Source organism: Cellvibrio sp. (assembly GCF_039207905.1).
Taxonomy (GTDB): domain Bacteria; phylum Pseudomonadota; class Gammaproteobacteria; order Pseudomonadales; family Cellvibrionaceae; genus Cellvibrio.
Window position 1 is genome coordinate 1 of sequence record NZ_JBCECX010000049.1, and the last position, 26,729, is coordinate 26,729.

At 48.4% G+C, this 26,729-nt stretch carries 26 protein-coding genes; 25 read left to right on the forward strand and 1 reads right to left on the reverse strand.

Annotated elements, in window-relative coordinates; genetic code table 11:
* The first annotated feature begins 40 nt into the window (after window positions 1-40).
* The 25 genes from gspD (at window position 41) to AAGC78_RS20120 (ending at window position 26,285) form a co-directional block, all read left to right on the forward strand.
* A complete protein-coding gene (gene gspD, locus AAGC78_RS20000) occupies window positions 41-2,107 on the forward strand; it encodes a type II secretion system secretin GspD (protein ID WP_435785873.1) in 2,067 nt (688 codons plus the stop codon).
* A 3-nt stretch (window positions 2,108-2,110) separates the two neighbouring features.
* Window positions 2,111-3,649, forward strand: coding sequence for a type II secretion system ATPase GspE (gspE, locus tag AAGC78_RS20005; protein ID WP_435785874.1), 1,539 nt, complete (start codon window positions 2,111-2,113; stop codon window positions 3,647-3,649).
* A 12-nt stretch (window positions 3,650-3,661) separates the two neighbouring features.
* A complete protein-coding gene (gspF, locus tag AAGC78_RS20010; protein WP_435785875.1) occupies window positions 3,662-4,897 on the forward strand; it encodes a type II secretion system inner membrane protein GspF in 1,236 nt (411 codons plus the stop codon).
* 59 nt (window positions 4,898-4,956) lie between these two features.
* On the forward strand, window positions 4,957-5,406 hold the full coding sequence (gene gspG, locus AAGC78_RS20015; protein WP_435785876.1) for a type II secretion system major pseudopilin GspG: 450 nt from the start codon (window positions 4,957-4,959) through the stop codon (window positions 5,404-5,406).
* Between the two features lie 25 nt (window positions 5,407-5,431).
* Window positions 5,432-6,004 (forward strand): prepilin-type N-terminal cleavage/methylation domain-containing protein, encoded by a 573-nt coding sequence (locus AAGC78_RS20020; protein ID WP_435785877.1) that lies wholly within the window; start codon window positions 5,432-5,434, stop codon window positions 6,002-6,004.
* The gene (gene gspI / locus AAGC78_RS20025) at window positions 6,001-6,495 is read left to right on the forward strand and encodes a type II secretion system minor pseudopilin GspI (RefSeq protein ID WP_435785878.1); all 495 of its coding nucleotides are present in this window, start codon (window positions 6,001-6,003) and stop codon (window positions 6,493-6,495) included. The genes AAGC78_RS20020 and gspI overlap by 4 nt, the downstream gene beginning before the upstream one ends.
* A complete protein-coding gene (gspJ, locus tag AAGC78_RS20030) occupies window positions 6,495-7,175 on the forward strand; it encodes a type II secretion system minor pseudopilin GspJ (protein WP_435785879.1) in 681 nt (226 codons plus the stop codon). The genes gspI and gspJ overlap by 1 nt, the downstream gene beginning before the upstream one ends.
* Window position 7,176: 1 nt before the next feature.
* Window positions 7,177-8,262: a type II secretion system minor pseudopilin GspK gene (gene gspK / locus AAGC78_RS20035; RefSeq protein WP_435785880.1), complete on the forward strand. Its 1,086-nt coding sequence runs from the start codon at window positions 7,177-7,179 to the stop codon at window positions 8,260-8,262.
* A 40-nt stretch (window positions 8,263-8,302) separates the two neighbouring features.
* Window positions 8,303-9,571 (forward strand): type II secretion system protein GspL, encoded by a 1,269-nt coding sequence (gene gspL, locus AAGC78_RS20040; RefSeq protein WP_435785881.1) that lies wholly within the window; start codon window positions 8,303-8,305, stop codon window positions 9,569-9,571.
* A 13-nt stretch (window positions 9,572-9,584) separates the two neighbouring features.
* Complete coding sequence (gene gspM, locus AAGC78_RS20045) at window positions 9,585-10,064, forward strand: type II secretion system protein GspM (RefSeq protein ID WP_435785882.1); 480 nt, start codon at window positions 9,585-9,587, stop codon at window positions 10,062-10,064.
* 19 nt (window positions 10,065-10,083) lie between these two features.
* On the forward strand, window positions 10,084-10,920 hold the full coding sequence (locus AAGC78_RS20050) for a type II secretion system protein N (RefSeq protein ID WP_435785883.1): 837 nt from the start codon (window positions 10,084-10,086) through the stop codon (window positions 10,918-10,920).
* An 11-nt stretch (window positions 10,921-10,931) separates the two neighbouring features.
* Complete coding sequence (locus AAGC78_RS20055; protein ID WP_435785884.1) at window positions 10,932-11,912, forward strand: FAD:protein FMN transferase; 981 nt, start codon at window positions 10,932-10,934, stop codon at window positions 11,910-11,912.
* Between the two features lie 148 nt (window positions 11,913-12,060).
* Entirely contained in the window at window positions 12,061-13,455 is a 1,395-nt protein-coding gene (locus AAGC78_RS20060) for a hypothetical protein (RefSeq protein WP_435785885.1), read from the forward strand.
* Window positions 13,456-13,798: 343 nt separating this feature from the next.
* Window positions 13,799-14,287, forward strand: coding sequence for an AraC family transcriptional regulator (locus AAGC78_RS20065; RefSeq protein ID WP_435785897.1), 489 nt, complete (start codon window positions 13,799-13,801; stop codon window positions 14,285-14,287).
* Window positions 14,287-16,230, forward strand: a complete 1,944-nt coding sequence (locus AAGC78_RS20070) for a tetratricopeptide repeat protein (protein ID WP_435785886.1) — start codon at window positions 14,287-14,289, stop codon at window positions 16,228-16,230. The genes AAGC78_RS20065 and AAGC78_RS20070 overlap by 1 nt, the downstream gene beginning before the upstream one ends.
* Window positions 16,227-19,118: a tetratricopeptide repeat protein gene (locus tag AAGC78_RS20075; protein WP_435785887.1), complete on the forward strand. Its 2,892-nt coding sequence runs from the start codon at window positions 16,227-16,229 to the stop codon at window positions 19,116-19,118. The genes AAGC78_RS20070 and AAGC78_RS20075 overlap by 4 nt, the downstream gene beginning before the upstream one ends.
* Window positions 19,105-19,860: a tetratricopeptide repeat protein gene (locus tag AAGC78_RS20080; protein ID WP_435785888.1), complete on the forward strand. Its 756-nt coding sequence runs from the start codon at window positions 19,105-19,107 to the stop codon at window positions 19,858-19,860. The genes AAGC78_RS20075 and AAGC78_RS20080 overlap by 14 nt, the downstream gene beginning before the upstream one ends.
* Window positions 19,850-20,200, forward strand: a complete 351-nt coding sequence (locus AAGC78_RS20085) for a hypothetical protein (RefSeq protein ID WP_435785889.1) — start codon at window positions 19,850-19,852, stop codon at window positions 20,198-20,200. Before AAGC78_RS20080 ends, AAGC78_RS20085 begins: the two co-directional genes overlap by 11 nt.
* An 86-nt stretch (window positions 20,201-20,286) precedes the next feature.
* Complete coding sequence (locus AAGC78_RS20090; protein WP_435785898.1) at window positions 20,287-20,958, forward strand: MotA/TolQ/ExbB proton channel family protein; 672 nt, start codon at window positions 20,287-20,289, stop codon at window positions 20,956-20,958.
* A gap of 22 nt (window positions 20,959-20,980) precedes the next feature.
* On the forward strand, window positions 20,981-21,529 hold the full coding sequence (locus AAGC78_RS20095; protein ID WP_435785890.1) for an ExbD/TolR family protein: 549 nt from the start codon (window positions 20,981-20,983) through the stop codon (window positions 21,527-21,529).
* Window positions 21,526-22,047, forward strand: a complete 522-nt coding sequence (locus AAGC78_RS20100) for an ExbD/TolR family protein (RefSeq protein WP_435785891.1) — start codon at window positions 21,526-21,528, stop codon at window positions 22,045-22,047. Before AAGC78_RS20095 ends, AAGC78_RS20100 begins: the two co-directional genes overlap by 4 nt.
* 1 nt (window position 22,048) lies before the next feature.
* Entirely contained in the window at window positions 22,049-23,056 is a 1,008-nt protein-coding gene (locus AAGC78_RS20105; RefSeq protein ID WP_435785892.1) for a TonB family protein, read from the forward strand.
* Window positions 23,057-23,471: 415 nt separating this feature from the next.
* Complete coding sequence (locus AAGC78_RS20110) at window positions 23,472-24,629, forward strand: AGE family epimerase/isomerase (protein WP_435785893.1); 1,158 nt, start codon at window positions 23,472-23,474, stop codon at window positions 24,627-24,629.
* 262 nt (window positions 24,630-24,891) lie between these two features.
* On the forward strand, window positions 24,892-25,371 hold the full coding sequence (locus AAGC78_RS20115; protein WP_435785894.1) for a hypothetical protein: 480 nt from the start codon (window positions 24,892-24,894) through the stop codon (window positions 25,369-25,371).
* A 71-nt stretch (window positions 25,372-25,442) separates the two neighbouring features.
* Window positions 25,443-26,285 (forward strand): hypothetical protein, encoded by an 843-nt coding sequence (locus tag AAGC78_RS20120; protein WP_435785895.1) that lies wholly within the window; start codon window positions 25,443-25,445, stop codon window positions 26,283-26,285.
* A 72-nt stretch (window positions 26,286-26,357) separates the two neighbouring features.
* On the opposite strand, the gene AAGC78_RS20125 is transcribed toward AAGC78_RS20120, so the two are convergent.
* A partial coding sequence (locus tag AAGC78_RS20125) for a LacI family DNA-binding transcriptional regulator (RefSeq protein ID WP_435785896.1) occupies window positions 26,358-26,729 on the reverse strand: 372 nt, incomplete at its 5' end.

The window sequence follows — 26,729 nt, forward strand, 5'->3', positions numbered from 1 at the left end:
AGTACAGTTAACCTAGACGTAATGCTCAAGTGAGGTGTTCGTGATCCGGTTTTATGGTCGTAAAAATAACAACATTATTAGTGGCCTTCTGCTGGCAACGATGATGGGCATGAGTGGCTCAGCACTGGCACAGGTGCAAGCACAACCAGTTGATGCACAAGGTGAAACCCGCTGGGCAGTCAATTTTAACGATACGGATATCCAGGAAGTGATCAAGTCTATCGCCGGACTTACTGGCAAGACGTTTATCATTGATCCAAAAGTGCGCGGTCCGATCAAGGTCATCAACACCAAGCCATTAAATTCAAAAGAGCTTTACGAGCTGTTTCTGGCGTCGTTGGATGTGCATGGTTTTACCGCGGTAGAGAGCGGCAATATCGTCCGTATCGTGATGAACCGCGATGCGCGTAACTTGCCAATCCCGACTGAAAATAACGTCACCAACAAAGACGATCTTTACATCACCCAAGTGATTCCGCTGAAAAACACCAGCGCCGCTAAAATTCTCGCCGCATTGCGCCCATTGGTGCCGCAATATGGCCATCTCACTACCTACGAACCCAGTAATGCCCTGATCATTACCGATACCCGCGCCAACGTCGCGCGTATGAATGAACTGGTTGTGCAGCTGGATAAAATCGGCGTGACCCACACCGATGTAATCCCGCTGCGCTACGCCAACTCGGCCGATGTGGTGGCGATGCTGACCCAATTGGAAAAGCCGGACCCTAACCGTGGTATGACCACATCACCTCCGGTAATTGTGGCTGACAAACGTACCAATGCCGTGGTGATTAGCGGTGATGATTTAACTCGCCAGCGATTGAAACTATTGGTCGACGACTTGGATCGTCCGCAATCAAAAAACAGCAATGTGCGTGTCGTTTACCTGAAATATGCCAAGGCTGAAGAAGTTTCAAAAGTCCTGTCGGGCATGATGCAAAGTATTGGGCAAGGCGGTAAACCGGCTGAAGGTGCACCTGCGAATACTGCTGCCCCAGCAGTGCAAGCAGATGAAGCGACTAACTCGGTCTTGATCACCGCCGATGTAGACACCATGGACACCATGTTGTCGATTATCGAAAGTCTGGATATTCGCCGCGCGCAGGTATTGGTTGAAGCGATTATCGTGGAAATCACCGGCAATAATGCCAAAGAGATTGGTATTGAGTGGATGTACCAAGCAGACGATGCAGGCTTTGGTGGATTTACTTCTGGTGGTGCGATGGGCACAGTGGCGGCGCCCGCATTAAATCTTCTCAATAATCCAGATGACAGTACCGCACTTGCTGCCTTGGCAAGTGGTATCAATACGGTGAAGGCACCAGTATTTGGTGTCGGACGTCTGGGCAAAAACGTGGATTTCCTCAGTGTATTAAAGCTGCTGCAAACTACTGAATCGACCAACATTCTCTCCACTCCAAGCCTTTTGACCACCGACAATAACGAAGCATCAATTTTGGTTGGTCAGCAAGTTCCGTTTGTTACAGGTTCATACTCTGGTCTGGGAAACAACACTACTGGTGGAAATACTTCCTTCTCTAGCCCATTTAACACGGTAAACCGTGAAGATGTGGGTATTAAGCTGCAAGTTACCCCGCAGATTAATGAGGGCGACAGCTTGGTATTGGATATCGAGCAAGAGATCTCATCGGTAATCGGCAATACCCAAAATTCACCTAATGGCCCCACCACCAGTAAGCGCGAAATCAAAACCCAGGTGTTGGCTGGCGATGGGCAAACCGTTGTCCTTGGTGGTCTGATCGAAGATCAGCTCAACAAAGGCGATCAGCGTGTACCTGTGCTGGGTAGTATTCCGGTACTTGGTCATTTGTTCCGTTCACAAAGTGCCTCCAAGCGCAAAACCAATCTGTTGATATTCCTTCGACCAACCATTATTCGCACCAATGAAGTACTGACGGGTGCTACGGCGGAGAAATACAGAACTATCCGTGAACAGCAAGTCGAGTTCCAGCGCACGCGCGGAATTCTGACCAATAAGCGCGATATCCCTATCCTTCCGGAGTGGGATGAGCAGATTCAAAAGTACATTGAAGACACCAAGCAAGCCGATGCGGCCGCTGCCGCTCAATCTGCTGAGGAATAAGCTGTGAGCGAGCAAGTTTTCGAATCGGCGCTGGTCGATGAGCCGCTCAGTGAGGCAGTTGAGCCTGCGGTTCACGAGCGTCTGCCATTTAGCTTCGCGTCTACCCATGGTGTGATGCTGGAGGAGCTGGCACCGGGCTTGATGCCACGGGTGTTGCACAGACCTGGATTGACTCTGGATGTATTGCTTGAATTGCAACGCGTGCTGGGGCCAGAACTGGACTTGGAAGAGTTGCCTGCTGAAGACTTCCAGAAGCGCCTTACCCGCGAATATCAAAGCGGTGATGGAGCAGCGCAGCGCGCCGCTGAAGATCTGGGCAATGAATTTGATTTGTCATCCATGGCTGATGATTTGGCCGACCGCACCGACTTGCTCGCGGGCGATGATGACGCGCCGATTATCCGTTTGATCAATGCGATCCTGTCGCAAGCGGTGCGCGAAGGCGCATCGGATATTCACCTTGAGCCTTTTGAAGACCGCGTATCGGTTCGTTTCCGTATCGACGGTGTGCTAACCGAAGTGTTGTCGCCCAAAGCGGAACTGGCGCCAGTGCTGGTGTCTCGTCTCAAGGTTATGGCGCGTTTGGACATCGCCGAAAAACGTTTGCCGCAAGATGGTCGTATTACTGTACGCCTTGCAGGGCACGCGGTGGATATTCGTGTATCAACCATCCCATCCGCGTTTGGCGAGCGCATTGTATTGCGACTGCTTGATCAGGCTGCCGGTCAGTTGCGACTAGAGCAATTGCAAATGCCGCAGTTGGTATTTGAACGTCTTTCTAAAAATCTGCTGAAACCGCACGGGATTATCCTGGTGACCGGTCCGACCGGTTCGGGTAAAACAACGACCCTCTATGCAGGCTTGAGTCATATCAATACCCGCAGTCGTAATATCCTCACCATCGAAGATCCGGTGGAGTATTTGCTTCCCGGTATCGGCCAAACCCAGGTAAACACTAAGGTCGATATGACCTTTGCCCGAGGTCTGCGCGCTATCCTGCGTCAAGACCCGGATGTGGTGATGGTGGGTGAGATCCGCGATGGCGAGACGGCAGAAATTGCGATTCAGGCGTCGCTCACAGGTCACTTGGTGTTATCAACCTTGCACACCAATACCGCGATTGGCGCGGTGTTGCGTCTGAAAGATATGGGCGTTGAACCTTTCTTGCTGGCATCGAGTCTTGAAGTGGTGATGGCACAGCGTCTGGTGCGTGTGCTCTGCAGTCATTGTAAGGAGCAGTATCTGCCGGTTGAGTCCGAGCGCGATATGCTGAAATTGCCGGCCGATACCCCAATCTGGCGCCCTGCGCCGAGCGGTTGTAAGCACTGTAATAATCAGGGCTATCGTGGCCGTAAAGGTATCTATGAATTGATTGAGATCAGCGAGCGTTTGCGCCACCTGATCCACGAGCAGGCGGGCGAACAAGAGCTATTGGCTGAGGCACGCAAAACCAGTCCGTCAATGAGCGATGATGGTCGTCAATGTGTGCTCAACGGCATCACCAGCATTGAAGAAGTGCTGCGTGTGACCACCCAGCTGTAGTGGATGTAGATCATGGGTGCATACAGTTATAAAGCGCTGAATGAGGAAGGCAAAACCGTCAAGGGCATCCTTGAAGGGGATTCCGAGCGGCATATCCGCACGCAACTCCGTGCCAAAAAGCTCAAACCCTTGGAAGTGCTTAGTGCAAATGGCGAAGCGGCTGCCAGTGCTGCGGATGGCGCGAGTATTTCCTCCTGGTCCAAGCGCCGTGCGAGTCGTTTGAGCACGCGCGAGCTGAGTTTGATCACCCGTCAGTTGGCCTCTTTGGTGAAATCAGGTCTGCCACTGGATGAAGCCTTGCACGCAACGGCTAAACAGTCGCAAAAAGCCAATGTGAAACGTGTGGTGTTGCAGGTACGCACCAAGGTTCTCGAAGGATTCAGTCTGGCCCAAGCGCTAGGCGATAACCCGACAGCATTTAACGATATGTACCGCGCACTGGTACGGGCGGGTGAGGGCTCGGGTTATTTGAGCCCCGTTCTTGAGCGTTTGGCGGATTACACCCAAACCAGCCAGCAGCTGCAGCAGCGCATCAAGATGGCGATGATTTATCCGGTGGTAATGCTGGTAGTGAGTCTCGCAGTAATTGTGGCGTTGATGGTATTGGTGGTGCCCAAGCTGGTGCGGATCTTCGAGCAGGGCAAGCGCGAGCTGCCAGCGTTGACGGAGGGCCTGATCGCCACCAGTGACTTTTTGATGAATTACGGACTGTTTTTATTAGTTGCTTTGGTGGGGGCTTATTTTCTCATCAAGCGCTTGATGCTCGACCCCAAACGTTTGCGCGCCTGGCATGTCGTCCAGCTGCGGCTGCCGGTAATCGGCGAATTGGTAAAACAGATTAACTCTGCACGGTTTGCTGCAACCTTGAGTTTGTTATCCGCCAGTGGTGTGCCACTGCTGCAAGCGCTGAATATTTCCGGTCAGGTGATGACGAATAAAATCCTGCAGGAAGCTTGCGATACAGTGGCGGCCTCGGTGCGTGAAGGTATGAGCCTCAGCCGCGCGATGGAAAATACCGGCCATTTCCCGCCGTTATTGGTGCAGTTGGTAGCCAGTGGTGAAACAAACGGCACCTTGCCGCAACAGTTGGACAACGCCTCGAAAGATCAGGAGCGCGAATTGGAAATGATGTTGGGGGTGGCGATGGGACTGTTGGAACCTGCCACGATTATCTTTATGGGCGGCGCAGTCTGCGTAATTGTACTGGCGATTCTTACCCCGATTTTCGATATGACCAACATCAAGTAATTATTCATTTATTTTCCAGTTTATTTTTTTGAAGACCAGTTGATATTGAGGAGCAAATGATGAAAACAAGAATATTGAACGCAAGATTAAATCAGGCGGGTTTTACCCTGGTAGAGATCATGGTGGTAGTAATCATCATCGGTTTGCTGGCAGGGATTGTGGTTCCCAACGTGATGGATAAATTGGATAAGGCTAACGTGCAAAAAGCCCGTGCTGACTTCAGCTCGCTGCAAACCGCATTGAAACTGTATCGCATCGACAACTTTAACTACCCAACCACCGAGCAAGGTTTGGAAGCGTTAGTGACCAAAAGCTCAATCGCACCGGTGCCGCGTAACTTTAACGCGAACGGCTACATCGAAACCCTCAACAAAGACCCATGGGGTAACGACTACCAATACATGAGCCCGGGCGAAGGTCATGAATACGACATCTACAGTTTGGGTGCCGATGGTGTGAGCGGCGGTGAAGGCCAAAACGCTGATATCAACGTGTGGGATGAGCAGTAAGTTTTAACTGCCCAAGGCTAAGCGAGTGAAACGCCACCAGCTAGGTTTTACCCTGATTGAGATCATTTTTGTGGTCTTTATTATCGGTATGGCGGTGAGTGTTATCTCGATTGCAGTAGGCGGAAATGCGCCGGCAGATATGGCGCGCAACGAAGCCGAAGAGTTTATGTTACAGGCGAGTTATATCTCCGAGCAGTCAGTGTTAAAAGGCGAAACCCAGGGGTTGTTTGTCGAGTTGCGTCCCGCACAGGATATCGATGCCAAAGAGCAGTGGTGTTACCAATGGCGTCGGGTGCGCGACCGGCAATGGCAAGACCTTCCTGAGTTGACACCTCGCTGTTTGCCGGAAGGATTAGTGATCGAATTTGTGGTGGATGACGAGCTCTGGGAGTTTGACCCTGAGCTTGAATATCAAGATCCGGTGATGGGATTTTTCCCCAGTGGTGATGGTACAGGCAAGGTTGAAGTCTCTATTTATGCGGATCAACTGCAGGGCGGCCAAACCTCCGCTACTGAGGAGCTTGAGTTGGATCTGGCCGGTGAGCTGCATTGGCTCAGCGAAGAAAAACGTATCGAAGAGGATAAGCGCGGGCGATGAATCCCTCCTTCGCCAGTTGCCATCGGAAGCGCCCTGACCAACGAGGCTTTACTCTGTTGGAGGCGATTATTGCGCTGGGAATTATCGCCATGGTGCTGCCCGCGCTCATCACCCTGGTGATGACCCAACTCGATGGTTCGGCAGTTATCCGCGATAAAACCTACGCCTATTGGGTGGCCGAAAACCAGCTGACGCGTGTGCGCTTGCTGCAACAACAGAAAGCGAAAAAAGCACTGGGTGATTACAAGGTGCCGGAAAAAGATTCAGGCACTGTAGATATGGCCGGCATGCGCTGGCAGTGGCAATTACAAAGTATCGCTATGGATACCTTGCCGGTACCTGGCTTTAAACGTGTTGAGATTACCGTGCGCTTGATGGGCGCCGCAGAAGGTGCTTCGCTCGGGCGTTCAGCGGTTGATGAGGATCAGCCGGCAATGGCGCGTTTGACCGGTTATATCAGTGATCCTGAACTTGTGCAGGTGAACAACTAGTGAAACTTGCGCGCGGTTTTACGCTACTGGAAGTTTTAATCGCGCTGGTGATATCGGCGCTGATTGCGGCAATGGCTTTTGAGTCACTTAACGCTGCGGATAATGGTGCCAAACGCACCAACGACGTCCTGAATGAAATTAACCGTCTGGATCGCGCGTGGCAGATTATCGGTGCTGATTTGCGCCATGTAATCCCACCCGCAGCAGCGGATAAAAACGCGATATTCCAGGCTGACAGCCTGCGCTCGTCTGGTGAAGACGCCGATCAGATGGTGCTGTTATTCAAACGCCGCGGTTGGGTCAACTTCTCCAATCTGCCGCGCAGTGATTTGCAAATGGTTGGATATCGGGTTGAAGAGGGCAAGCTTTGGCGCGACTTCCTGCCGGAGCGCAATCTGGAGTTGTCTGATATCGACATGGAAGATGATTCTCTTCACCAGCTGTTGCTGGAAGATGTAGAGGATATACAGCTGCGTTTTCTGCATCAGGGAGCGATCAGTTCCAAAGGTAAATCGGTGTTGGAAGAGCGCGACTTTTCTGACAACTGGCTGCAAAAGTGGCCGGAGAATACCCAGCAGGGTGCAACAGCGCAGGATTTACCACTGGCGGTAGAGATTACGATCGAACTCAAAGGTGTGGGCACCAGCGTGCGCCTCTTTGCTATGCCGGAGCAACAGTAAGATGCGCAAAGAGCGGGGCACGGTATTGGTGCTGGTGCTATTGATCGTAGCGCTGGTTGCCGGTTTAAGTATCAAGTTTGCAGCCCAGTATCAACTGGGGTTGGCGCGCGCAGAAACCCGTTGGCACGGTGCCCAGGCAAGGGCTTTTCTTGAAGGAACTGAAGAAGTTGCCAAGTTGATGTTTCCCGATGCCGACATAGATCCCAGTACCGACTATTTAGGTGAACCCTGGGGCAGTGAAGTCCCTATTCAGGATGAAGGTGTCAGCGGTTTCGCCAGAATGACGGATGCGACTACGCAGTTTAATTTGAATGATTTGGCGCGCCCGATAGATGTGTCGAAACCGGAGGGAACGCCCGAGCGTTACAGCGAGCCGCAGCGCCGGTTTATCCGGTTATTGCAAACATTTCCAGATTTACCGCTCGATCAAAACCAGGCCGAGCAGCTGTTGGCCGGTGTGGTTGACTGGATCGACGCCGACGAAGAAGAGTCTGGCACCGGCGGCGCAGAGTCCAATTTTTATCAGGGAATGCAAATTCCCTATCGCGCCGCCAACGCATTGTTTAAATCTGTGGACGAGTTGCGTCTGGTGCGCGGTTTTAATGAGAGTCCGATATTGGTTGCGCGGTTGTTGCCATTTATCACAGTGCTTCCTGTCGCTGATGCGGGCTTAAATATAAATACGATGGATCTGGTCGATCCTTACGGAAAGAATTTTAATAATTTGTTGTTGTGTATTAATGGCTCGGCGGATTTAAGCCCTATGAATCCTTCCGACATGGAACAGTTTATTACTACCCGGCCACCTGCTGGCTTTGCTGATAAACAGGCGGTCACCGAAGCATGGAATACCATGTTTGCAGGTAAGCCACTGGATGTGGATGGACTGACCACAAACACCAAATATTTCTGGTTAAACGCGACTGTGCAGTTAGTTGATCAGCGTCGCAGCATGCGTAGTTTGATGATGCGCGGTAATGAGCCGGGCACACTGAAAGTGATCCGCCGCGATGATGTGTTCGAGTTGCCGACGGTTGATCGCGGTGAAGACGATGATGAAGATGGCGAAACCGAATTGGTTGAATAAGCCATCCCCTAATTTGATTGAATAACGAGTTAGAGCAATTATGTCCATGCAATTGGTGCTCTCTGTAGATACTTCTGCCGATGGTAAAACCCTCGCCGACAGCTTTCGCTGGTGCTGGTTAGGGGCCGATGGTATTCCTTTTAGCGAAGGTACCTCGGGCGACCGTGAGGCTCTGCGCACTGCATTAAGCGAAAATGCCGCCACCCCCCGGTCGGCATGGCTCATAGTGCCCGGCAGTCAGGTGAATACCCGTCAGCTGGAATACAGCGAAAAAGAGAAAAAACACCTGCGCAACCTGCTGCCATTCCAATTGGAAGACTCAGTCGTGGGCGATGTGGAAGACCTGCATTTTGCGCTGGCAACACCGGCAAATGGCAAAGTGGTTGTCGCATTCGCGGATAAGGTGTGGCTGCAAGCGGCGTTCGCCGAGTTGGCGGCATTGGGTATCGAAGTCACCCGTTGTTGGACTGCGCCTTTAACCCTGCCATTGGCGAGCGAAGCAGCGGTTGATTCATACAATCATTGGTCGTTGGGTTTGTATCACGATCAAGTTTACCTGCGCTACGCGAGCACCATGGGGTTCAGCGTTGCGCGGCAGCATGCCCGTATGGCATTGCAAATGTTGCTGCGCGATCAGGAGCGGGTAGATAGCCTGCCCAGTTTGCATTTGCGTGCTGCCAGTGAAGCCGATCTGACGCTATTGGGCGAGTTGATTCCGGCAGAATTGCAAGATTCTATAGCCAGCCAAACTCTGGCTGACGAATGGTCGTTGGATTTCAGCAACAGTTCGATTGACTTGTGCCAAGGCGACTTCTCACAGCGTTTGCCTATCGAACGCTGGTGGAAAATGTGGCAATCGGTCGCTATTTTTGCCGGTGTCTGTGTTGCAGTTTATCTGGGCACTTTGTTGTTTGAGATCCATAAACTCGGTGGCGAAAATCTCAAAATCCGTCAGCAGATTGAAGCAAGCGCGCGTACCGTTATTCCGCAGGGGCGAATTGTTGATCCGGAAAAACAACTGGCTACTCTGCTCAAGCAAAACCAACCTGTGAGCCAATCTGCCAGTGTGATGTCATTGTTGTCGTTGGCATTGCCTCAAGTGGCGCAGGTGCCTAATGTCAGTATTAAAGGCGTGTCCTACGCGGGTGAATCGGGCGAGTTGAATCTCAGTATCCAGGCCGATAGTTTCGGTGCATTTGAAACCCTGACCCAGAATATGCGCAGCCAGGGTTTGAATGCGGAAACATCAAGCTTTAATGCCCAGGGCAATGTGCAAACTGCCCGCCTCAAAGTTACCAAGAATCCTTAACCGGAATGCTGTCATGAATCAGTTGCTGAACTTTCTCAATAAATACAATCGCCGCGAGCAGATGATGATTCTCGGCTGCGGTTTGGCGGTTGTGTTATATCTGCTGTGGTTGATGGTGCTAGTGCCGATCGAAAAGAAACGCGATCAATTATATGCTGCCAACACTGCATCGACCCAGACTCTGGGGCGAGTGCAAATAGCTGCTGCGCAAATCCAACAGGCGCGCAATGCGGGAGCGAGTGCGAGCAACGACAATATCAATGGCCTAATCGATACCACATTGCGTGCAAATGGTTTATCCATGAGCAACTTTCAGCCCGGTGCAAATGGTGAGGTGCGTGTGAGTCTTGATCGTGCAGCCTATGAGCCTTTAATGCAGTGGTTATACGAATTGGAATTCAAACAGGGCATAAGGGTGATCGATTTATCCATCGTATCTACCAATGATCCTGGGCAGGTGAGGGTGAATCTGCGTCTGCAAAAAACTAATTAAACAATTCATCGACAAATGAATGTTTGCATCGATTAAACCGGATTCGATTGAAACTAGCCCTATGAGCCGTTTTCCCGCATTACTTAAAAATCATAAAAAACTCTGGATACCTTTGGGGGTTATCTTTTTTCTGGTTTTCGTGATCAGCAACATTCCTGCAATATGGGGCGCCTATCTGCTAACGCGCGGGACCGGTGTTGCATTGAGTGGTGTGACTGGAACTCTCTGGGATGGTCGCGCCAGTTTGGCCAGCGTGCGTATGACTGACAAAGAATATTCGCTCGGTCAGTTGAGTTGGAATTTGAGCCCGTTATCGCTACTCACTTTTTCGCCCTGCGCACATGTCACTACCAAATTAAACATGCAAAGTTTTACCGGTGATATTTGCAGCGGCTCCGGTGGTGCTTTGCGTTTGAGTAACGCAGATGTATCGCTACCTGCTGCGCTGGTACAAGAGCGCATCCCATTCCCTATCCAAGGGCAGTTTTCTGCGCATATTGATGAAATGGATTTGCGCGGTAACGTATTGCTGAAATTAAAGGGCAATCTCAGTTGGAATGGTGCGCGGGTAAACACAGGTGCTAATTGGATGGATATCGGCAGTTATGCCGCCGAGTTGAAAGACAATGGCAAGAACGGTGTTAGCGCTAAATTTTTCCAATTGGCCGGGCCAGTGGAGGTCAATTTGCAAATCGAACTCGCTGCACCGGCTGGTGGTAAAGTCTCTGGAGAATTGGCAGCACCCAAAGCATTTTTTGAAGCGGCGAATGCCATCGATATGCTTGCCATGTTCGCTCAGGAAGATCGCGTGGATGAAGAGGGTAGAACCCATTATCGTGTAGATATCAATCTGTAATGGTTGTGATAATGCGCGCGTTATTTTTATTTGCACTGTTGTTGTCGAGCATTCATTGCAGTGCCGCCTGGCATGGCGATAACCAGGACATCATGGGCACTAAGGTCAGTGTTGTCCTCTGGTTAGAAGACGATAAAAAAGCCGAGCAAGCGGTAGCAGCGGTGATGGAAGAAATGCGCCGCATCGACCAAAAATTTAGTCCCTATATCGAGACCAGCGAACTCTATCGCGTCAACCAATTAGCGCCCAAAGCCAGCGCAAAAAATCCGCTGAAAATTTCTGCTGAAATGACGGCGATCCTCGATAAATCCCTCTACTACAGCCGTTTGAGCGATGGTGTTTTTGATATCACCTTCGCGTCGCTCGGCCGCTATTACGATTACCGCAAAAAACTTAAACCGAGTGAAAAACAGCGCGAAGAATTATTGCCGCTGATTAATTACCGCTTTATCCATCTGGATACAAAAGCCAATACCGTGTGGTTTGAACACCCCGGTGTTTACATTGACCTCGGTGGAATCGCCAAAGGTTATTCGGTTGATACCGCCACCGCGATTTTACAAAACAAGTTCGGCGTAGAGCATGCCAATATTACCGCCGGCGGTGATAGCCGGGTGATCGGCGATAAATTTGGTCGCCCTTGGTTGGTGGGAATTAAAAATCCACGCGCTGAGGCAGTCGCAGTAACCTTGCCACTAGTCAATGTGTCGCTCTCTACTTCGGGCGATTACGAGCGTTATTTTATCGATCAAAATGGCGAGCGAGTGCATCACATCCTGAATCCACGCACGGGTAAGTCTCCCAGCGGAGTAAACAGTGTGACTATTCTTGGACCAGCGGGGTTTGATACAGATCCACTGTCCAAAATTGTGTTTATCCTTGGGCCGGAAAAAGGCTTGGCGATCATCAATAAATTGCCCGGTTTTGATGCAGTCGTTATTACCGATGCGGGCAAGGTTCTCTACAGTAAAGGGCTTGAGCCCCCAATTTAATAAAATGTATTTGACGACAGCCGAAAACTTGTCACAATTCCTCCCCGCGTCTTATCCCTAATAAAAATCCAATTTGATGGCCATCGCTCGGCTCTTTAATCCCGTTTTTCCCATTATTAGTATTTTAAAAAATGTAAAAGGAGTCGTTATGAAACGCGTTATAGGAATCCTGTTGTCCAGCATGTTGATGAGTGCTTGTGGCGGTGGGGGTGGTTCAGGTGGAACCAGCGGAGGCACTTCCTCGGTAAAGTCATCTGTAGTTTCGGTTTCATCCTTATCTTCCGTTGCATCTGTATCTTCAAGCTCTTCTGTATCATCGGAATCAACTATCTCGTCGAGTTTATCGTCAAGTTCATCTTCATCGTTAAGCTCACCTGCATCTTCGAGCTCATCCTCGATTTCATCCGTATCTTCTAGTTCGTCTTCATCATTGAGATCGTCCTCATCTTCGTCCTCTGTCGGGGCTTGTAATGGTGAGGGTGTTATTTTTTCGGAGTGTTTGAATGCTGAGTGGGGCGCATTTCAGGTTTACGAGGAAGATGTACAAACCTACGCAGGTCAGATTTACACGCAAGAAACGAATGACAGCAACCTCCAGTGGAAAGTGATCAATTCACCGGTGGCTGGTCGCGGGAAAGTCGTTGAGCTTACTTATGGGCAGAAGGCTGGTGTCGGATCGACCTTGCAACTGCGAAGCGTGAGTACCCAAAATCGCACGGCTTATGACACTGGAAAATTGGTGTTCGATTTGAATGTTGTGAATTTTGGCGAGAGCTACAACTCCACCACAGGCAATGCGATATTCGAACTGGTATTGGAATGTGTCTGGCCGTGTACCAGTCACAGTGCATTTTTTCCGGTCAGCTTTGAAAATGTATGGCAAACCATTGAGATCAATATTGTCGACTTGATTCGCGATGGTCTGGATACGAGCAAAATCGATACGGCTTTTATGATTCGCCCTGTATTCGAGAATGCCAGCCAAAAAGGTGTAGTGCTTCAGCTGGACAATATCAAATGGGTCAAAAGTTCAGGCAGTGCTCCTAAATCAAAAGATATCTACAGCGAGCATTTTAATACCAATGCCTCATTGGATCAGTGGGTCTTTGCTACCTATGGCGGTGGCATGGACGAGATAACTAAATACCTATCACAAGGTCTGGGTTTGTACCCGATATGGGTAACGGATTTCGATCATTGGGCGATGGAGACTGAGCTATCCAAGGCAATAAATATCCGTAATAAAAAGGCCAGTTTCCAAATAAAGCTGGCGGATGCTTTGGTTGGTGCAAGTGGTACTTCAATTGGTTTTAGTGTGGTTGCCACCGATAGCAATGCCCGTCAGGTTGAGTCAGATATGCTGACATCCGCTGGAATGACCGGGAAACAGTGGCACGAATTTGAAATTCAGCTGGGCAGCAGTTTCCCCAATGGTTTTAATGCGGCTGATGTGCGCAAACTGGCGATCCATTTTTATGCCAATGGTAAGCCGACTTACATTCATGGGGCGATCCAGATCGATACCATTCGTATAACCGAGTAAGTTCTTTCATCGCTGCCCGTCAGTCCTTTGGCGGGAAGCGATTTTTAGTTGTTGCCCTTCAAAAACCATCTAAGCTTTGAGCTTTCCGAATCTGTTTTTATAGTTGCCCGCCGGGTATTTGATCAACGCGTTAAAAAATAACTCAGGCGCCAGATCAACTGTGCTCAAAGTCACATCCAAGAATGGGTTTGGCTTCTAGAATGAGCCGGCTATGGCGCGATTAATGAAATCGAGCTTTCAGCAGATAACCAGCGCGCAGCGATATTGATAACGAGAGCCGTCTACTAGAAATCGGAGAGAGAGCATGATCCATCCCCTGCGCCAGTGGTTTTGTCTGGCTGTTATGACCCTACTCATCTGTTCTGTGCAGGCTTTTGCGCAGACGCCAGCGAAAAGCGCTGAACAAGTCGAATCTCTCAAAGAGTCGGTGCTGACCCTCAATCGCGATTTGTTAATTTTGGAAGAGGAATTACTTTATCCGGCCAGCAGTCAGGTGGCGGTGTATGTATCCATGGATTTGGGAGCTTACTTCGCATTAGATGCGATCAAACTGGAAATTGATAACAAACTGGTAGCCAGCGAACTCTATACCGACAAGCAGACCAAAGCGCTGTTTCGCGGTGGCGTACAGCGGCTCTACATTGGCAATTTAAAATCCGGCGAACATGAGATAAGCGCATTTTTTACCGGTCGCGGGCCGCAACAAGACTATAAACGCGCAGCCAAATTGGTGATTAATAAAGGCCAGGAGCCGCTGGTATTGGAATTGCGCATTGTGGATTCCACCGCGCAATTACAGCCTGTTTTTGATATCAAACAATGGCAGATGTAATGCGCGCACCAACCTCCGCGTTACACTATTTTCTATTGTTTGCTGCCGCGCTGATTAATCCGGCTGATGCAAAGGAAAAACCCAAAACCTCCGTCGCTGATTTGCGTTACGGTGTCGCCCTCTATCACTACTACCAACAAGATTATATTGCGTCACTCGGCGAGCTAATGGTTGCTGACACCCGCGACGGGATTCAGGGACATGGCGATAATCCGGAGTTAATTGCCGGTGGTGTCAGCCTTGCTTTTGGTATGCAGCGCCACGCTGAAAGTGTATTCAATCAAATTCTGCAAGATGAGCGTCGTCCACAATCGGTGCGTGACGCTGCCTGGTTTTATCTCGGTAAATTGCATTACACCCGCGGTGACTGGGCGGCAGCTGAGCAAAGTTTTGCGCGTGTCAGCGGTGAATTCAAACCGGCACTGCGCGCACAGATGCAAGCACTGCTAATCAATATCCGTATCCGCAACAAAAACTTTGCTGACTTGACGGTCGATAACGTTGAGGACGAAAAACTGCGTACTTGGAATCCTTACGCACTCTATAACCTCGGCGCGGCGAATGCGCGCGAGGGCAATTTCAAAACTGCACAAGAATTTTTTAACGAACTTGCTGAAGTGGATATCGCTGAGCAACCATTGCGTCGCCGTGAGCAATGGGCATTGCAAGATAAAGCCTACACTGCACTTGGCTACAGCTATCTCGCAGAAAAAAAATATGCAGCGGCAATTCGCGAATTCACCAAAGTGCGTCTTGAAGGTGTGTTTGCCAATCAAGCGCTACTGGGATATGGCTGGGCAGCCGTTGCACAGGAACAATACGTTGAGGCGTTGAAGCCTTGGCAACTCCTGCGCACGCGCAGTTTGATGTATCCAGCGGTGCAAGAGTCATTGCTGGCATTGCCTTACGCTTATGAAAAATTGGGTGCACAAGGTGAAGCGGTAAATGCGTATCAAGCGGCGGAAGAATTGCTCGCGCGAGAAATTCAACTGATTCGTGATATGCGTGCGACCTTGACTGAAGGCGAGTTGCTCACCTTGATTGGCAGTGAGCCGCTCTCCAGTGAAGATGCGAAAAAAATATTGCATGCCGATAAAGCGGACGATGCAGTCACCGCCGTGGTGACTGATGATGGCCAAAATTGGCTCAAACTGGACAACACCAGCATTATCAAAACCCGTTCTGCTTATTTAAATGAGTTGTTTGCAAAAAATGCGTTCCAAACGGCGGTGTTGGAATTGCGCGATTTATTGCGCTTGCAAAAGCTATTGCAAAATTGGCAGCCAAAATTAATTGCCTACAACGATTTGCTTATCGACAAACAATCCCGTCGCGGTCGCCATGAGCAACAGCTTGCGCAAAACTCAATCGCGCAGGAAGAACAGCAATTGCAAAGCGAGCGCTCAGTCATCGCAGATAATTTGCAAAAAATCATCGACGACGAAAATTATATGGCGCTGGCTGACGATGAGACCCGTGCTTTTTACGGTCGCATTGAGCGGGCACAGCAAACCATCGCAAAAATGCAAGCTGCTGGACAAGATACTACTGAGCTAGAGGCTCGTACTAAAATGTTTGGCGGCATCTTATTGTGGCGAGCAGCACAAGCTTATCCCGCAAATTTGGCGGAGCAGCAATCGCAGCTGGCGTTAATCGATAAAAACCTGGTGCAAATTTCCCAAACACGTAAACGCATTGAAGATGTAACGGCAACCAGCGTTGATATCCAGCCGGTATTGGCGCGCTTGCAAGTGTTGCAAAAAGAGGTTGATTTGAACCTGGGTAATACCGATCAACTCATCGCCGCTCAAAGTGGGCTGTTGCGTCAGCAGGTTGATCAGCAGTTGGCATCACACGAAAAACGTTTGAATAATTATCTGGCGCAAGCGCACCTTGCTATTGCACGTTTGTATGATGCCGAGTTAAGGAAGCAACCAGAATGAAACAGATTCGCCACTCTGCATTCCGGATTGCATTTTTATCGCTCGTCATTGGCTGCGCTATACAGTTGAATGGCTGTAGTGTTGTTGGTTTTGGTGATGATGGACGAGGGAAAACGCTCGCTGATTTGCCAGCTGCAAAATTGCCCGACGCCAAAGCCAAGGTTGCTGTAATTGATATGGCGCGCATAGAGCAAAGTTATCAGCGCGCGTTGGCAGCTGCTGAAGAGCCTGCATTGCGCCAACAAATTATGGTGCGCATTGCCGATCTGGAAATGGCGCGTAGCGAAAAGTCGCAACTTAATGCCAGTGATACACAGCGGCATTACGATAAACCAATCGCAATGTATAACGAATTGCTGAAAATGCAGGAAGCCAATGCGCAGCCGGTAAAAGGTATTGCGGCCGATCAATTACGGTATAAATTGGCTAAAGCGATGTCTCTGGATGGTCGCAATGATGAAGCGGCAGTCGTGCTGGATCAATTGGCAGGAACCAATCCTGATTCTTTATTTATGGCTGAAACGCAATTTCGTCGCGCAGAAAAATCATTTGCCGATGGCGATTATGCGGCGGCAGAACGCAATTACGATGCAGTAGTAAAGGGCAATAATCCGCAGCTGCAACAAAATGCCCTCTACATGAAAGGTTGGGCTCAATTTAAACGCGGCGACTATGATCTCGCACTCAAATCATTTGCGGGTGTGATGGATCAACTCATCGGCCATGCGTCTAATGCAAAAGATGTCGATGCAGCATTAACGGATATAGGTGCATCCAAAACCAATTTGGTGAAAGATACTTTGCGTGTAATGGCGCTGTCACTTTCTTATCTGGAGGGGGCTAAATCCATTAGCGATTTACAAACCCAGTTGGGTGGTGGTCGCGCTTATGAATATTTACTTTACCAGCAACTCGGACAGTTGTATCTCGATCAAAAACGCTTTACTGACAGTGCGGAAACTTACCAGCATTATGTGCAGCACAATGCCAATTCGGACTTTGCCCCCAGTTTTAGTATCAAAGTTATTGATGTCTATCAGCAAGGTGATTTTCCGAGTTTGATTCTCCCGGCGAAGCAAGAATTTGTTGAGCGTTATGGTATTAGCAGCAACTATTGGACGCAGCGTAAAGGCGCAATTGGCGATAGCGCGCTTGCGTACTTGCATCAGTCCTTGCAAGAGCTGGCGCAGTATGAGCATGCGCAGGCGCAAAGTTTTAAGTCAACTAAAAATACCGAAGCGACAGCTGCGTTTTCCCGTGCTGCAAAATGGTATCGCGAGTTCGTACAGACTTTTGAAAAAGATTCGCAAGTTGCCGAGATGACATTTCTGTTGGCTGAATCGCTCAATGAGGCTGGCGATTTACCGGCAGCAATGAGCGCTTACGAACAAGTTGCTTACGGTTATATGGATAAGTTGCGCGGTGCAGATGCGGGATATTCTGCTGTGTTATTGCCGCAACAACTAATCCAGTCAGCGCGCAGTTTGCCTGACAATCGTTTGGAAGAATGGCAAACGCGTAAAATCCAGAATGCCATCAACTTTGCCGATGTGTATAAAACCGATCCACGCGCGGTGACAGTGTTGGCGGAAGCGGCAAATGATTTGTTGCAACAAAACCGTTATGTCGACGCTAAAGCCGTTGCCGAACGTGTCATTGCCTGGCAACCGCCGGCTGAAGGGAAATTATTATTTTCCAGCTGGTTGATCCTCGGTCATAGCCGTTACGAAACCAAAGAATATGCCGCGGCAGAACAAGCTTATGTGCAAGTACTAAATTTATTGCCTGCATACGGCAATAGTCCGGGCGCACCTACCGCTGCGCAAGTGCGTGAACGAATTGCTGCCAGTATTTATCAGCAAGCTGATGCAAGTTTGGTGTTTGGTGATAAAGGTGCAGCGATCGCACAACTGTTGCGCATCACCCAGGTAACCCCCGACACTGAAATTGCAGCCAAAGCGCAATATGATGCCGGTGTATATCTAATTGAGCAGCAAAAATGGGCGCAAGCTGAAAATGTTTATTTAGGTTTCCGCAAAAAGTATCCCAATCATCAGTTGGTCTCAACGCTACCAGCGAAAATGGTATTGATTTACCAAAGCCAAAATAAATGGCAGCAAGCCGCCGACGAATTGGCAATTCTGGAGCGCTCCAGTACTGATCCGGATGTTAAACGTCAGGCCTTGTATCTCGGTGCTGAGTTGTACGAAAAATCGGGCAAGCGCGCACAGGCAATCGAACAATATCGTCGTTATGCAACGGAATATGCGCTACCGCTTGCCAATAATCTTGAAGCGCAATTTAAATTAACTGAACTCTATGCGGCGTCGGGCGAGAAAGATAAACGTCTCTATTGGCTGCAAAATATTATCAATACCCACAATCGCGCTGGCAGTGCAAAAACAGATCGCTCAACTTATTTGGCGGCAAGCGCACAGGCTGAGTTGTCGCAACAATCGTACTACGAATTTTCTCGTATTCAATTAACTCTGCCACTGAAAAATAGTTTGCAGCGCAAGCGCGCTGCACTGGAAAAAGCACTTAAAGGGCAAGAGCAGGTGCTGGCTTTTGGTGTGGGTGAATTTACCACCCAAGCCAGTTTTAATATCGGTGAAATTTATGCCCAGCTTAGTCGCGACCTAATGAGTTCTCAAAGACCAAAAGATCTTGATGAATTGGCACTTGAGCAATATGAAATTTTGCTTGAAGAACAGGCTTATCCATTTGAAGAAAAAGCTATTGAAATTCATCAGGCGAATGCACAGCGCAGCTGGACTGGAACCTACGATGCAGGTGTCAAGCGCAGTTTTGATGCGCTCGCCAAACTGTTACCGGCGCGTTACAACAAAGCTGAGTCGCGCTTGGAGGTGAGCAATGATATCCAATAAGCTCATTGCATCCCTGCTGGTAATGACCATCCTGTTATCCGGTTGTTCATCTGCACCAGAGAAAAAATCCACTGTGGGCGCGAATGACAAAAAAGAAGTTGTACCTGCTGCACAAGCACCAGGTGCATCTATACTGCCGGCAGGGCCAGCAACCCCTAACCCCTACTTGCAGAATAAACCTTCGGTTAGCCGGCAAGCAGCACAAAATTTTGCCGATGCAACACGTGCAATGCGCAATAAACAATGGTCGCAAGCAGAATCATTATTGCAAAAGGTAGTTGCAGAAAATAATAAATTGTCAGGTGCTTATCTTAATCTGGGTTTGGTTTATCGCGCGCAAAAAGAAGATAAACGAGCTGAGCAAACCTTTAACGATGCGATTACTGCAAATCACACTAATCTTGACGCCTACAATCAGCTTGCAATTTTGCAGCGCGAAACTGGCCGTTTTGCAGAAGCGGAATCGAATTATAAAAAAGCATTGAGCATTTGGGCTTTCCACCCGGAAAGTCATAAAAATCTGGCCATACTTTACGATTTATATATGGGTAAAAGTGCAGAGGCTTTGCCGCATTACGAGGCCTACTTGCAATTAATTGGCGGTAATGACAAACAGGCGACCAGTTGGATTGCCGATTTGCAGCGCCGTTTAGGTATTGCGCCAAAACCAAAGGCTGCCGCACCCGCTGAAGAATCTTCCACTGTTAGTGAAGTTCCGCAAGAGGAAGTAAATGATGAATAAAATTTTAATGTTGATAAGCGTTCTCCTTCCGGTGATGAGCGTTTATGCACAAGAGGAGCAAAACAGCTCAACAGTTGCAACTCCTCCAGCTGCCGAACAACCGCCTGCAACAGCGCCAGCAGGGGAGAAAAAAATGGTGCGTGAGGCGAATATTAATTTGCAAACCACAGTAACAGGAAATCAGGAGCAACCACGGGTTATGTATATTTTGCCGTGGCAATCGCCGCTCAGCCCTGATTTGGAAATGGAAATGCTAAGCAGCCAGGAAGATGCAGTATTTGGTCATGTAGAGCGGGAAGAATTGACGCGTGAGCTGGAAGCGGCTGACGAGATGCAATAAAAAATGAATGGTCGGTTTTTGCGGCCAGGGTTTGTAGAATTTTAATATCCACTATTGCTTGGGCAGAGGAAGTTTTTATGATGAGTATGACTGAGATCATTCGTTTTTTTCAGGATGGAGGACTGTTTATGGTTCCCATCGGCATTATTTTGGTAGTGGGTCTTGCGATTGTTATCGAGCGTTTTGTGTTTCTTGCAAATGCAAAAAAATTGAATCGCGAAGCATTCGACCGCATCCTCGCGTTGTTGCATAAGCGCGATTATCAGGGTGCATTGAATACCAGCAAAAGTTCTGATTCACCGGTTGCGCGTATTATCAATGCAGGTTTGGTGCGCATGTCGCAATCTGGTCGTCGTGAAGATATTGAATCGGCAATGGAAGAGGGGGTGATGGAAGCGGTGCCGCGTTTGGAGCGTCGTACAGGGTATCTTGCTACTCTCGCTAACATCGCCACTTTGCTCGGTTTGCTCGGTACCATTCATGGTTTGAGTTCGGCGTTCTCTGCTGTAGCGGCAGCTGATCCATCTGAAAAAGCAGCCTTGCTTTCGGCAAGTATTGCGGTAGCGATGAACGCAACCGCGTTCGGATTATTTACGGCGATTCCTTTACTGCTGGCCCACTCAATGATCCAGAGCCGCACATTGGAAATCATTGATAGCCTCGAAATGGCGGGCGTTAAATGCTTGAATATTATTACCAATGCACAGGACTCGGTCGCGCGCCAACGTGCTACTGATGCGACGACTGCCAAACCATAATTGGGGCTAGAGGTAAAACCATATGCGCCGATTATCGAAACGCAATGGCGAAGAGGCTGATGTTGACGTAACGTCATTCATCAATCTGGTTATTGTTCTGGTACCCGTACTGTTGATGGGCATGGTGCTATCACGTATTACTGTATTGGATCTGAAATTGCCGGATGTTGCCGCTAGTAGCCAACAACAGGAAGAACCGCCAGCGCAGCTCGAGCTTGTGGTGCGCGCGGATTATTTTGATATTAATTATCCTGCCGGGATCCAGCTTAAGCGGATCGAAAAAACTGCTGCAGGTAATTACGATTATCAAAACCTGACGCTTCACTTACAAGAAATTAAACGTCAGTTGGCCGATAAAGGTATCCAGAAACGCGATATTTATTTGCTCGCGGAAAAAAATATTGATTACCAAACCCTTGTGGAGGTGATGGATACCACGCGCTCTTTTCGCGCTGTAGTTGCAACCTCGGTTGTGAATGCAGAATTGTTTCCCGAGATATCCCTTGGTGATGCCCCGCCGCCCGGTGAACAGACTCGTGCTGTGGCTCCGGCTACAGGAGTGCAGCCATGAAACAATCCTCGCGCGCAAAACGCATGGCTCGCCATCGCGGCAGATTAAACTTTGTACCCAAACTTAATCTGGTTCCACTGATTGACTGCTTCGTATTGTTGATTTTCTTTTTGCTGATTAACTACTCAACCGAAGTCGAAATATTGCAAACAGATAAAACTGTTAAATTACCGAGTTCAATTTCGGAAACATTGCCGAAAGAAAATTTAGTCGTTGTAGTCAATGCAAGTGAGATTTTGGTATCGGGGCGTCGTGTCGGCAGCATCAGCGATATGATGGCCAGCGAAACAGCGAAATTTGAACCACTTGAGACAGAATTAAAATATCTTGCAAGCAAAGCGGCACCGCTAACGGAGAAGGAAAAAACAGAAGGGCGCTCTATTACCATACTGGGTGATCGCGAAATCCCGTATGAGCAATTGAAAAAAATCATGGCCACTTGTGTTGCAGCGGAATATCGCAATATTTCGCTAGCGGTATTGCACAAAGAAGCCAGCGATAAGGTCACGGGAGGTTGATATGGCGGCGACCTATCCTGTGACAGTATTGCAATTGCCTTGGGCGTTGACCAATGATGATCAGCGGTTTAAAAAAATCCTTTCGGCGCTGTTGTTGCTATTTGTCGCACTGGCAATTCCTATTTCCTATGTAACTTTGCCGGAGTTAACCCGCGCAGAAAAAGAAGCGCTGCCACCGCAATTGGCGCGCGTGGTATTGGAGCAACAGGTGTTGCCGCCGCCGGTGGTTGAACCGCCAAAAGTAGAAGAGGCCAAGCCGGAGGAGGTAAAGCCTGAACCGAAAAAACCGGATGAGCCAGTGGTTGCCAAGCCACCGGAAAAATCGCCGGTTAAGCCATCCGATAAGCCGGTGACTAATAATGCAGGCACAACCAAGGATGTGGCGGTTGCGGAGGCAAGAGAGCGTGCAGGTAATAGCGGACTGATGCAGTTTAAAGATGACCTTGCTGAAATGCGCGATACCTTGCAAACCTCTGCGATAGAAACGGCAGAGACAACTACGACCAATAGTGGTGGTCAGGCTGCGACTGTAGATCGCGCCATGATTACCAGTGGTGTGACTAAAGGGAGTGGTGGTATCAGCACCGCAGGGCTTAGTCGCGACACGGGGGGCTCAGCTCTTTCGGGGCGCGAAACCACGCGGGTAAAAAGTGGATTGGCAGAGGGCACAAAAAAATCTGGCCAGGCAACTGCAGGCAATAGCAACGGTACCGGCGGTGCAGCGCGCAGCGAAGAAGAAATCCGCAAAATTATGGAGCAGCACAAGGGCGCAATCTATTCGATTTACAATCGGGCGCTACGTCAAAATGCGGCTTTGGAAGGCAAGATGGTGGTCAAGATTGTGATTGATCCCAATGGCAAAATTGTAGAAGCCAGTTTGGTGTCCAGCGAGCTGGGTGATAAGGATTTGGAAGCAAAAATACTGCAGCGCATCAAACTCATCAGTTTTCCTGCTTCGAATGTGGCGCGTACTACCTTAAATCAGACGTTCGATTTCCTGCCTCAATAACGCACATGATTCTGAACCAACCCCGGCTTGCCGGGGTTTTGTTTTTTTTTAACTGCCAGAAATATGGACTGGATATGGTTTCAGAGAGAATAAAATACGACAAAAACTTGAAACCGGTTACATAAATATGGATAATGGTCTCGCTAAGGTCTTTTTATTCATGTATTTATGTTGGTAATCGGTTACAAATCGATGTTTTCTAGAAGTAGATCACATCTTTGGATTGCCAGCGGTTGTTAGTGATGAATTGCTAAGCCATAGCCCGCTGTTGTGTTTTTTTCTCCCCGGCTTGTCCGGGGTTTTTTTATTTGCGCCCCGTGTAATCCTCCCGCAAAATGCCCCTGTTACATCAGCCGCAATCAAACCGATCATTATATTTCTCGCCAGGGGCGGCGCTGCGAATTGGGAATCTTCTATGACACAAGCATTGCGAGCGGCGGCCAGTCGCCTTGAAAACTGGATCAAAAATGATGCCGTGCCACTCTGGTTGGCGCGCGGCATTGAGCCTGAAACCAAAGCCAATTACGAACGTTTAACTGCTGCCGGTGTTCCTGATCTGGAATCTACCACCCGCGTGCGTGTGCAGGCGCGTCAGGCATTTTTCTTTGCTGCTGCTTATCATCGTGGTTGGTGCCCTGAGGGCAAAACCGTTGCCAAAGATTTGCTGGCATTTGTCCATAAAACGGCGGCTCATCCAACCGCTGGCGGTGGTTACACCCATTTGCTCAATAAAGATTTTGTAGTGGTAGATACCAAACAAGATCTTTACGACCACGCGTTTTTCCTGCTTGCCAATGCCTGGTGTTATCGCGCGTTCGGTGAAGAGTCTTATTTGCACGAAGCCGATAAACTCATCGCTCATTTGGATTCACACTTTGGCTCTGCTGTCGGTGGTTGGACGGAAGGCGATTACGATTACGCCTGTCGCCGCCAAAACCCGCACATGCATTTGTTTGAAGCATTTCTTGCGCTTTACGATGCAACTAACGATGCAAAATATCTCGCGCGTGTCGGTGAATTATTTGCATTATTCCAATCGCATTTCTTTGACGAAACTCATGGCGTGTTGTTTGAGTTTTTCGATGAAAATTGGGCGCGTCTCCCTAATGCCAAAGGCGATACTGTTGAGCCAGGGCATATGATGGAATGGGTGTGGTTGCTCGATTGGTATCATCGCCGCACGGGACGCCCGGTTGCACAGTACACCAAGGTGCTTTATGCGCGCGGATTGGAAATCGGTATGGATAAATCCGGTTTGTTGTTTGATGCAGCCTCTTACAAAGGTGAGTTTGTTGATCGTAACAAACGCTGCTGGGGGCTCACTGAATTAATCAAAGCAAGCCTCGTGCAAATCCGTGAAGGCAATTCAGATGCAGAAGCGATTGCAGTGAAGGGTGTAGACGATTTATTTACCTACTATCTCTGTGCATCCACTCCCGGCTCTTATGTCGACCAGCGCGGCGCAAATGATGAAGTGGTAGTTGATGTTGCTCCGGCAAGTACTCTCTATCATTTGATTGTGGCGGCGATGGAGCTGTTGGATCACTTTGAGTTAGCTGCTGCTAAAAAATAGTTCTTTGGCCAAATAAATTTGGTGAAATAAAAAAAAGCGCGCCCGATTTAATCGCGGTGCGCTTTTTTATTCTAGCCAATAAAAGGCTAGAGAGATCTGCAATTTGTGTGAGGCATTACCAGTAGTTGCAATATTTTTTTAATTTTATTTTTTTGAAATCGTTTTCAATGATTGCGAATTTAGCAGTAATAGGGATAGCATTATATCGCTTGGGGTCAAACAACTAACTAATAACCTGAAATGAATCTAAGGAAGGTATGCTATGAAAATAGTTCAATCTTGTGCGATGGCTTTTTGTTTTAGTACTGTCAGCATTTGTGCTCTTAGCACGCCTACGGTAACCGTGACGGGCACTCCTCCTTCTACTCCCACTATGGATTTGACTATTCTTCCCTATAACAGCAATCCTGGAAGTCAGAGCCAGCAGTACTACAGCAATATGAATGCTTTGTATGCCCAGCGGGCTATTATAGAAAATTGCCAAAAAAATAAAGGCAGTATTATGTATAAATATGCTCTTTGCGAAAATGCAGAACAGAATATTTATGCTGATAGTGTTTTGGAATGTCCGTCGGATACAAATGTTACCACTACAGTAAATCCTGTGGTGGGTAGTGTATCTGCATCAACTTCTCCCCATGCGACATGCATAAAAGCACTGAAAATAGATTTTGATAGAAAGGTTTCTAATTGCTCAAAAAACAGCGGCCATATGCAGTGTAAAGCATATGGCGCATTTTAATTATTTCCATAACGGCTAGATTGCTATCGCTTTTATTTTATTTAACTAAAAGTTAGAGGTTGGAGTTTTATATGGGTGGGATGACATGGAAAAAAATAGCTTTTACTTTTATAGTGTTTTTAACTTTTGTTGCTTTTTCTTTGAGCTTTTTTTATCGCGAAAAAATCAATTCTAATTTAAATGTAGAGAAAATTTTCCTGAAAGAAACTAATGCCTCTCATGAGGTCGTTAAAGCTGATCAATATAGTGTAACTAATGTAGTTGGTATCAATTCAGATGCGCATAAATCTATATCGACTGATAATTCTGCGCCTAAAATACTTAGCGTTTATGGTAATGCTAAAGAAGAAGCTGAAGTAAAAAAATGGTGCTCTGCTCGTGGTGCCAAATGTGCATTAGAGCAAAAAGATGAAAAAATATATGAAGCCTATGATGTTGCCACCCTTGAATCACTATCAAACAATGGTGATATCAGGGCAATGCATCATCTTGCTGAGCGTTATGCCAGAACCTATATTGATAAAGGTGATTCGGATAAAGGATTCGAGTTGAGAAACCAGTTGTACGTTAAAGCTGCTATCTATGGCTCCACAGATGCGTTGCTCCGGTTGGGGTTTGCGGCCTATACGGGAATGCTTAAGTCGTCGTTGCAGGGGAGGGAATTGGCCTTGGAGTCTTTGGCATATTATGAGGTTGCAGCAATAAGAGGAGATAGATTTGGAAAGGTTCTCATGAGTGATTTACCGGTTAAAGAAAATGAGCTTGTCCTGACTGATGCGGACCATGCTTATATTGAAACTCGTGCAGAAGAAATTTATCAGGATTTACAGCGCAAGCGTCATGATCTAGGGCTGGGTGAATTTGATAATGAAATTCCTGAATCCGTGAAACGCTATTTCGATCGCATTCAATAGTTCGTAGGTCGTTATTAAAAAAGCGCGCCGAGATTAGATCGCGGCGCGCTTTTTTATTGCGGCTAATAAAAACTATCGTTTCCCTGGTGCCGGCCCGGTACTTTTACGAATAATAAATTCCGTTGGCAATACACACTCGCGTTGGCTGAGTGGTTCACCTTCAATCACTTTCAGCAGCATATCCATCGCCATCTTGCCCATCTCTTCTGCGGGTTGCGAAATGGTGGTAAGGCTTGGGTCGGAATATTTTGCGTAGGCGATATCGTCAAAACCGGTTACCGAAATATCTTCCGGAATGCGGATGCCCTGATTTTTTAAGGTCTGCATTGCGCCGATTGCCATCTCATCGTTCATGGAGAAAATAGCGGTCGGGCGAACTTTCATATTGCAGAATTGGAAGGCGGCATTGAGGCCGGACCACATGGTGAAGTCGCCTTCGGCAAT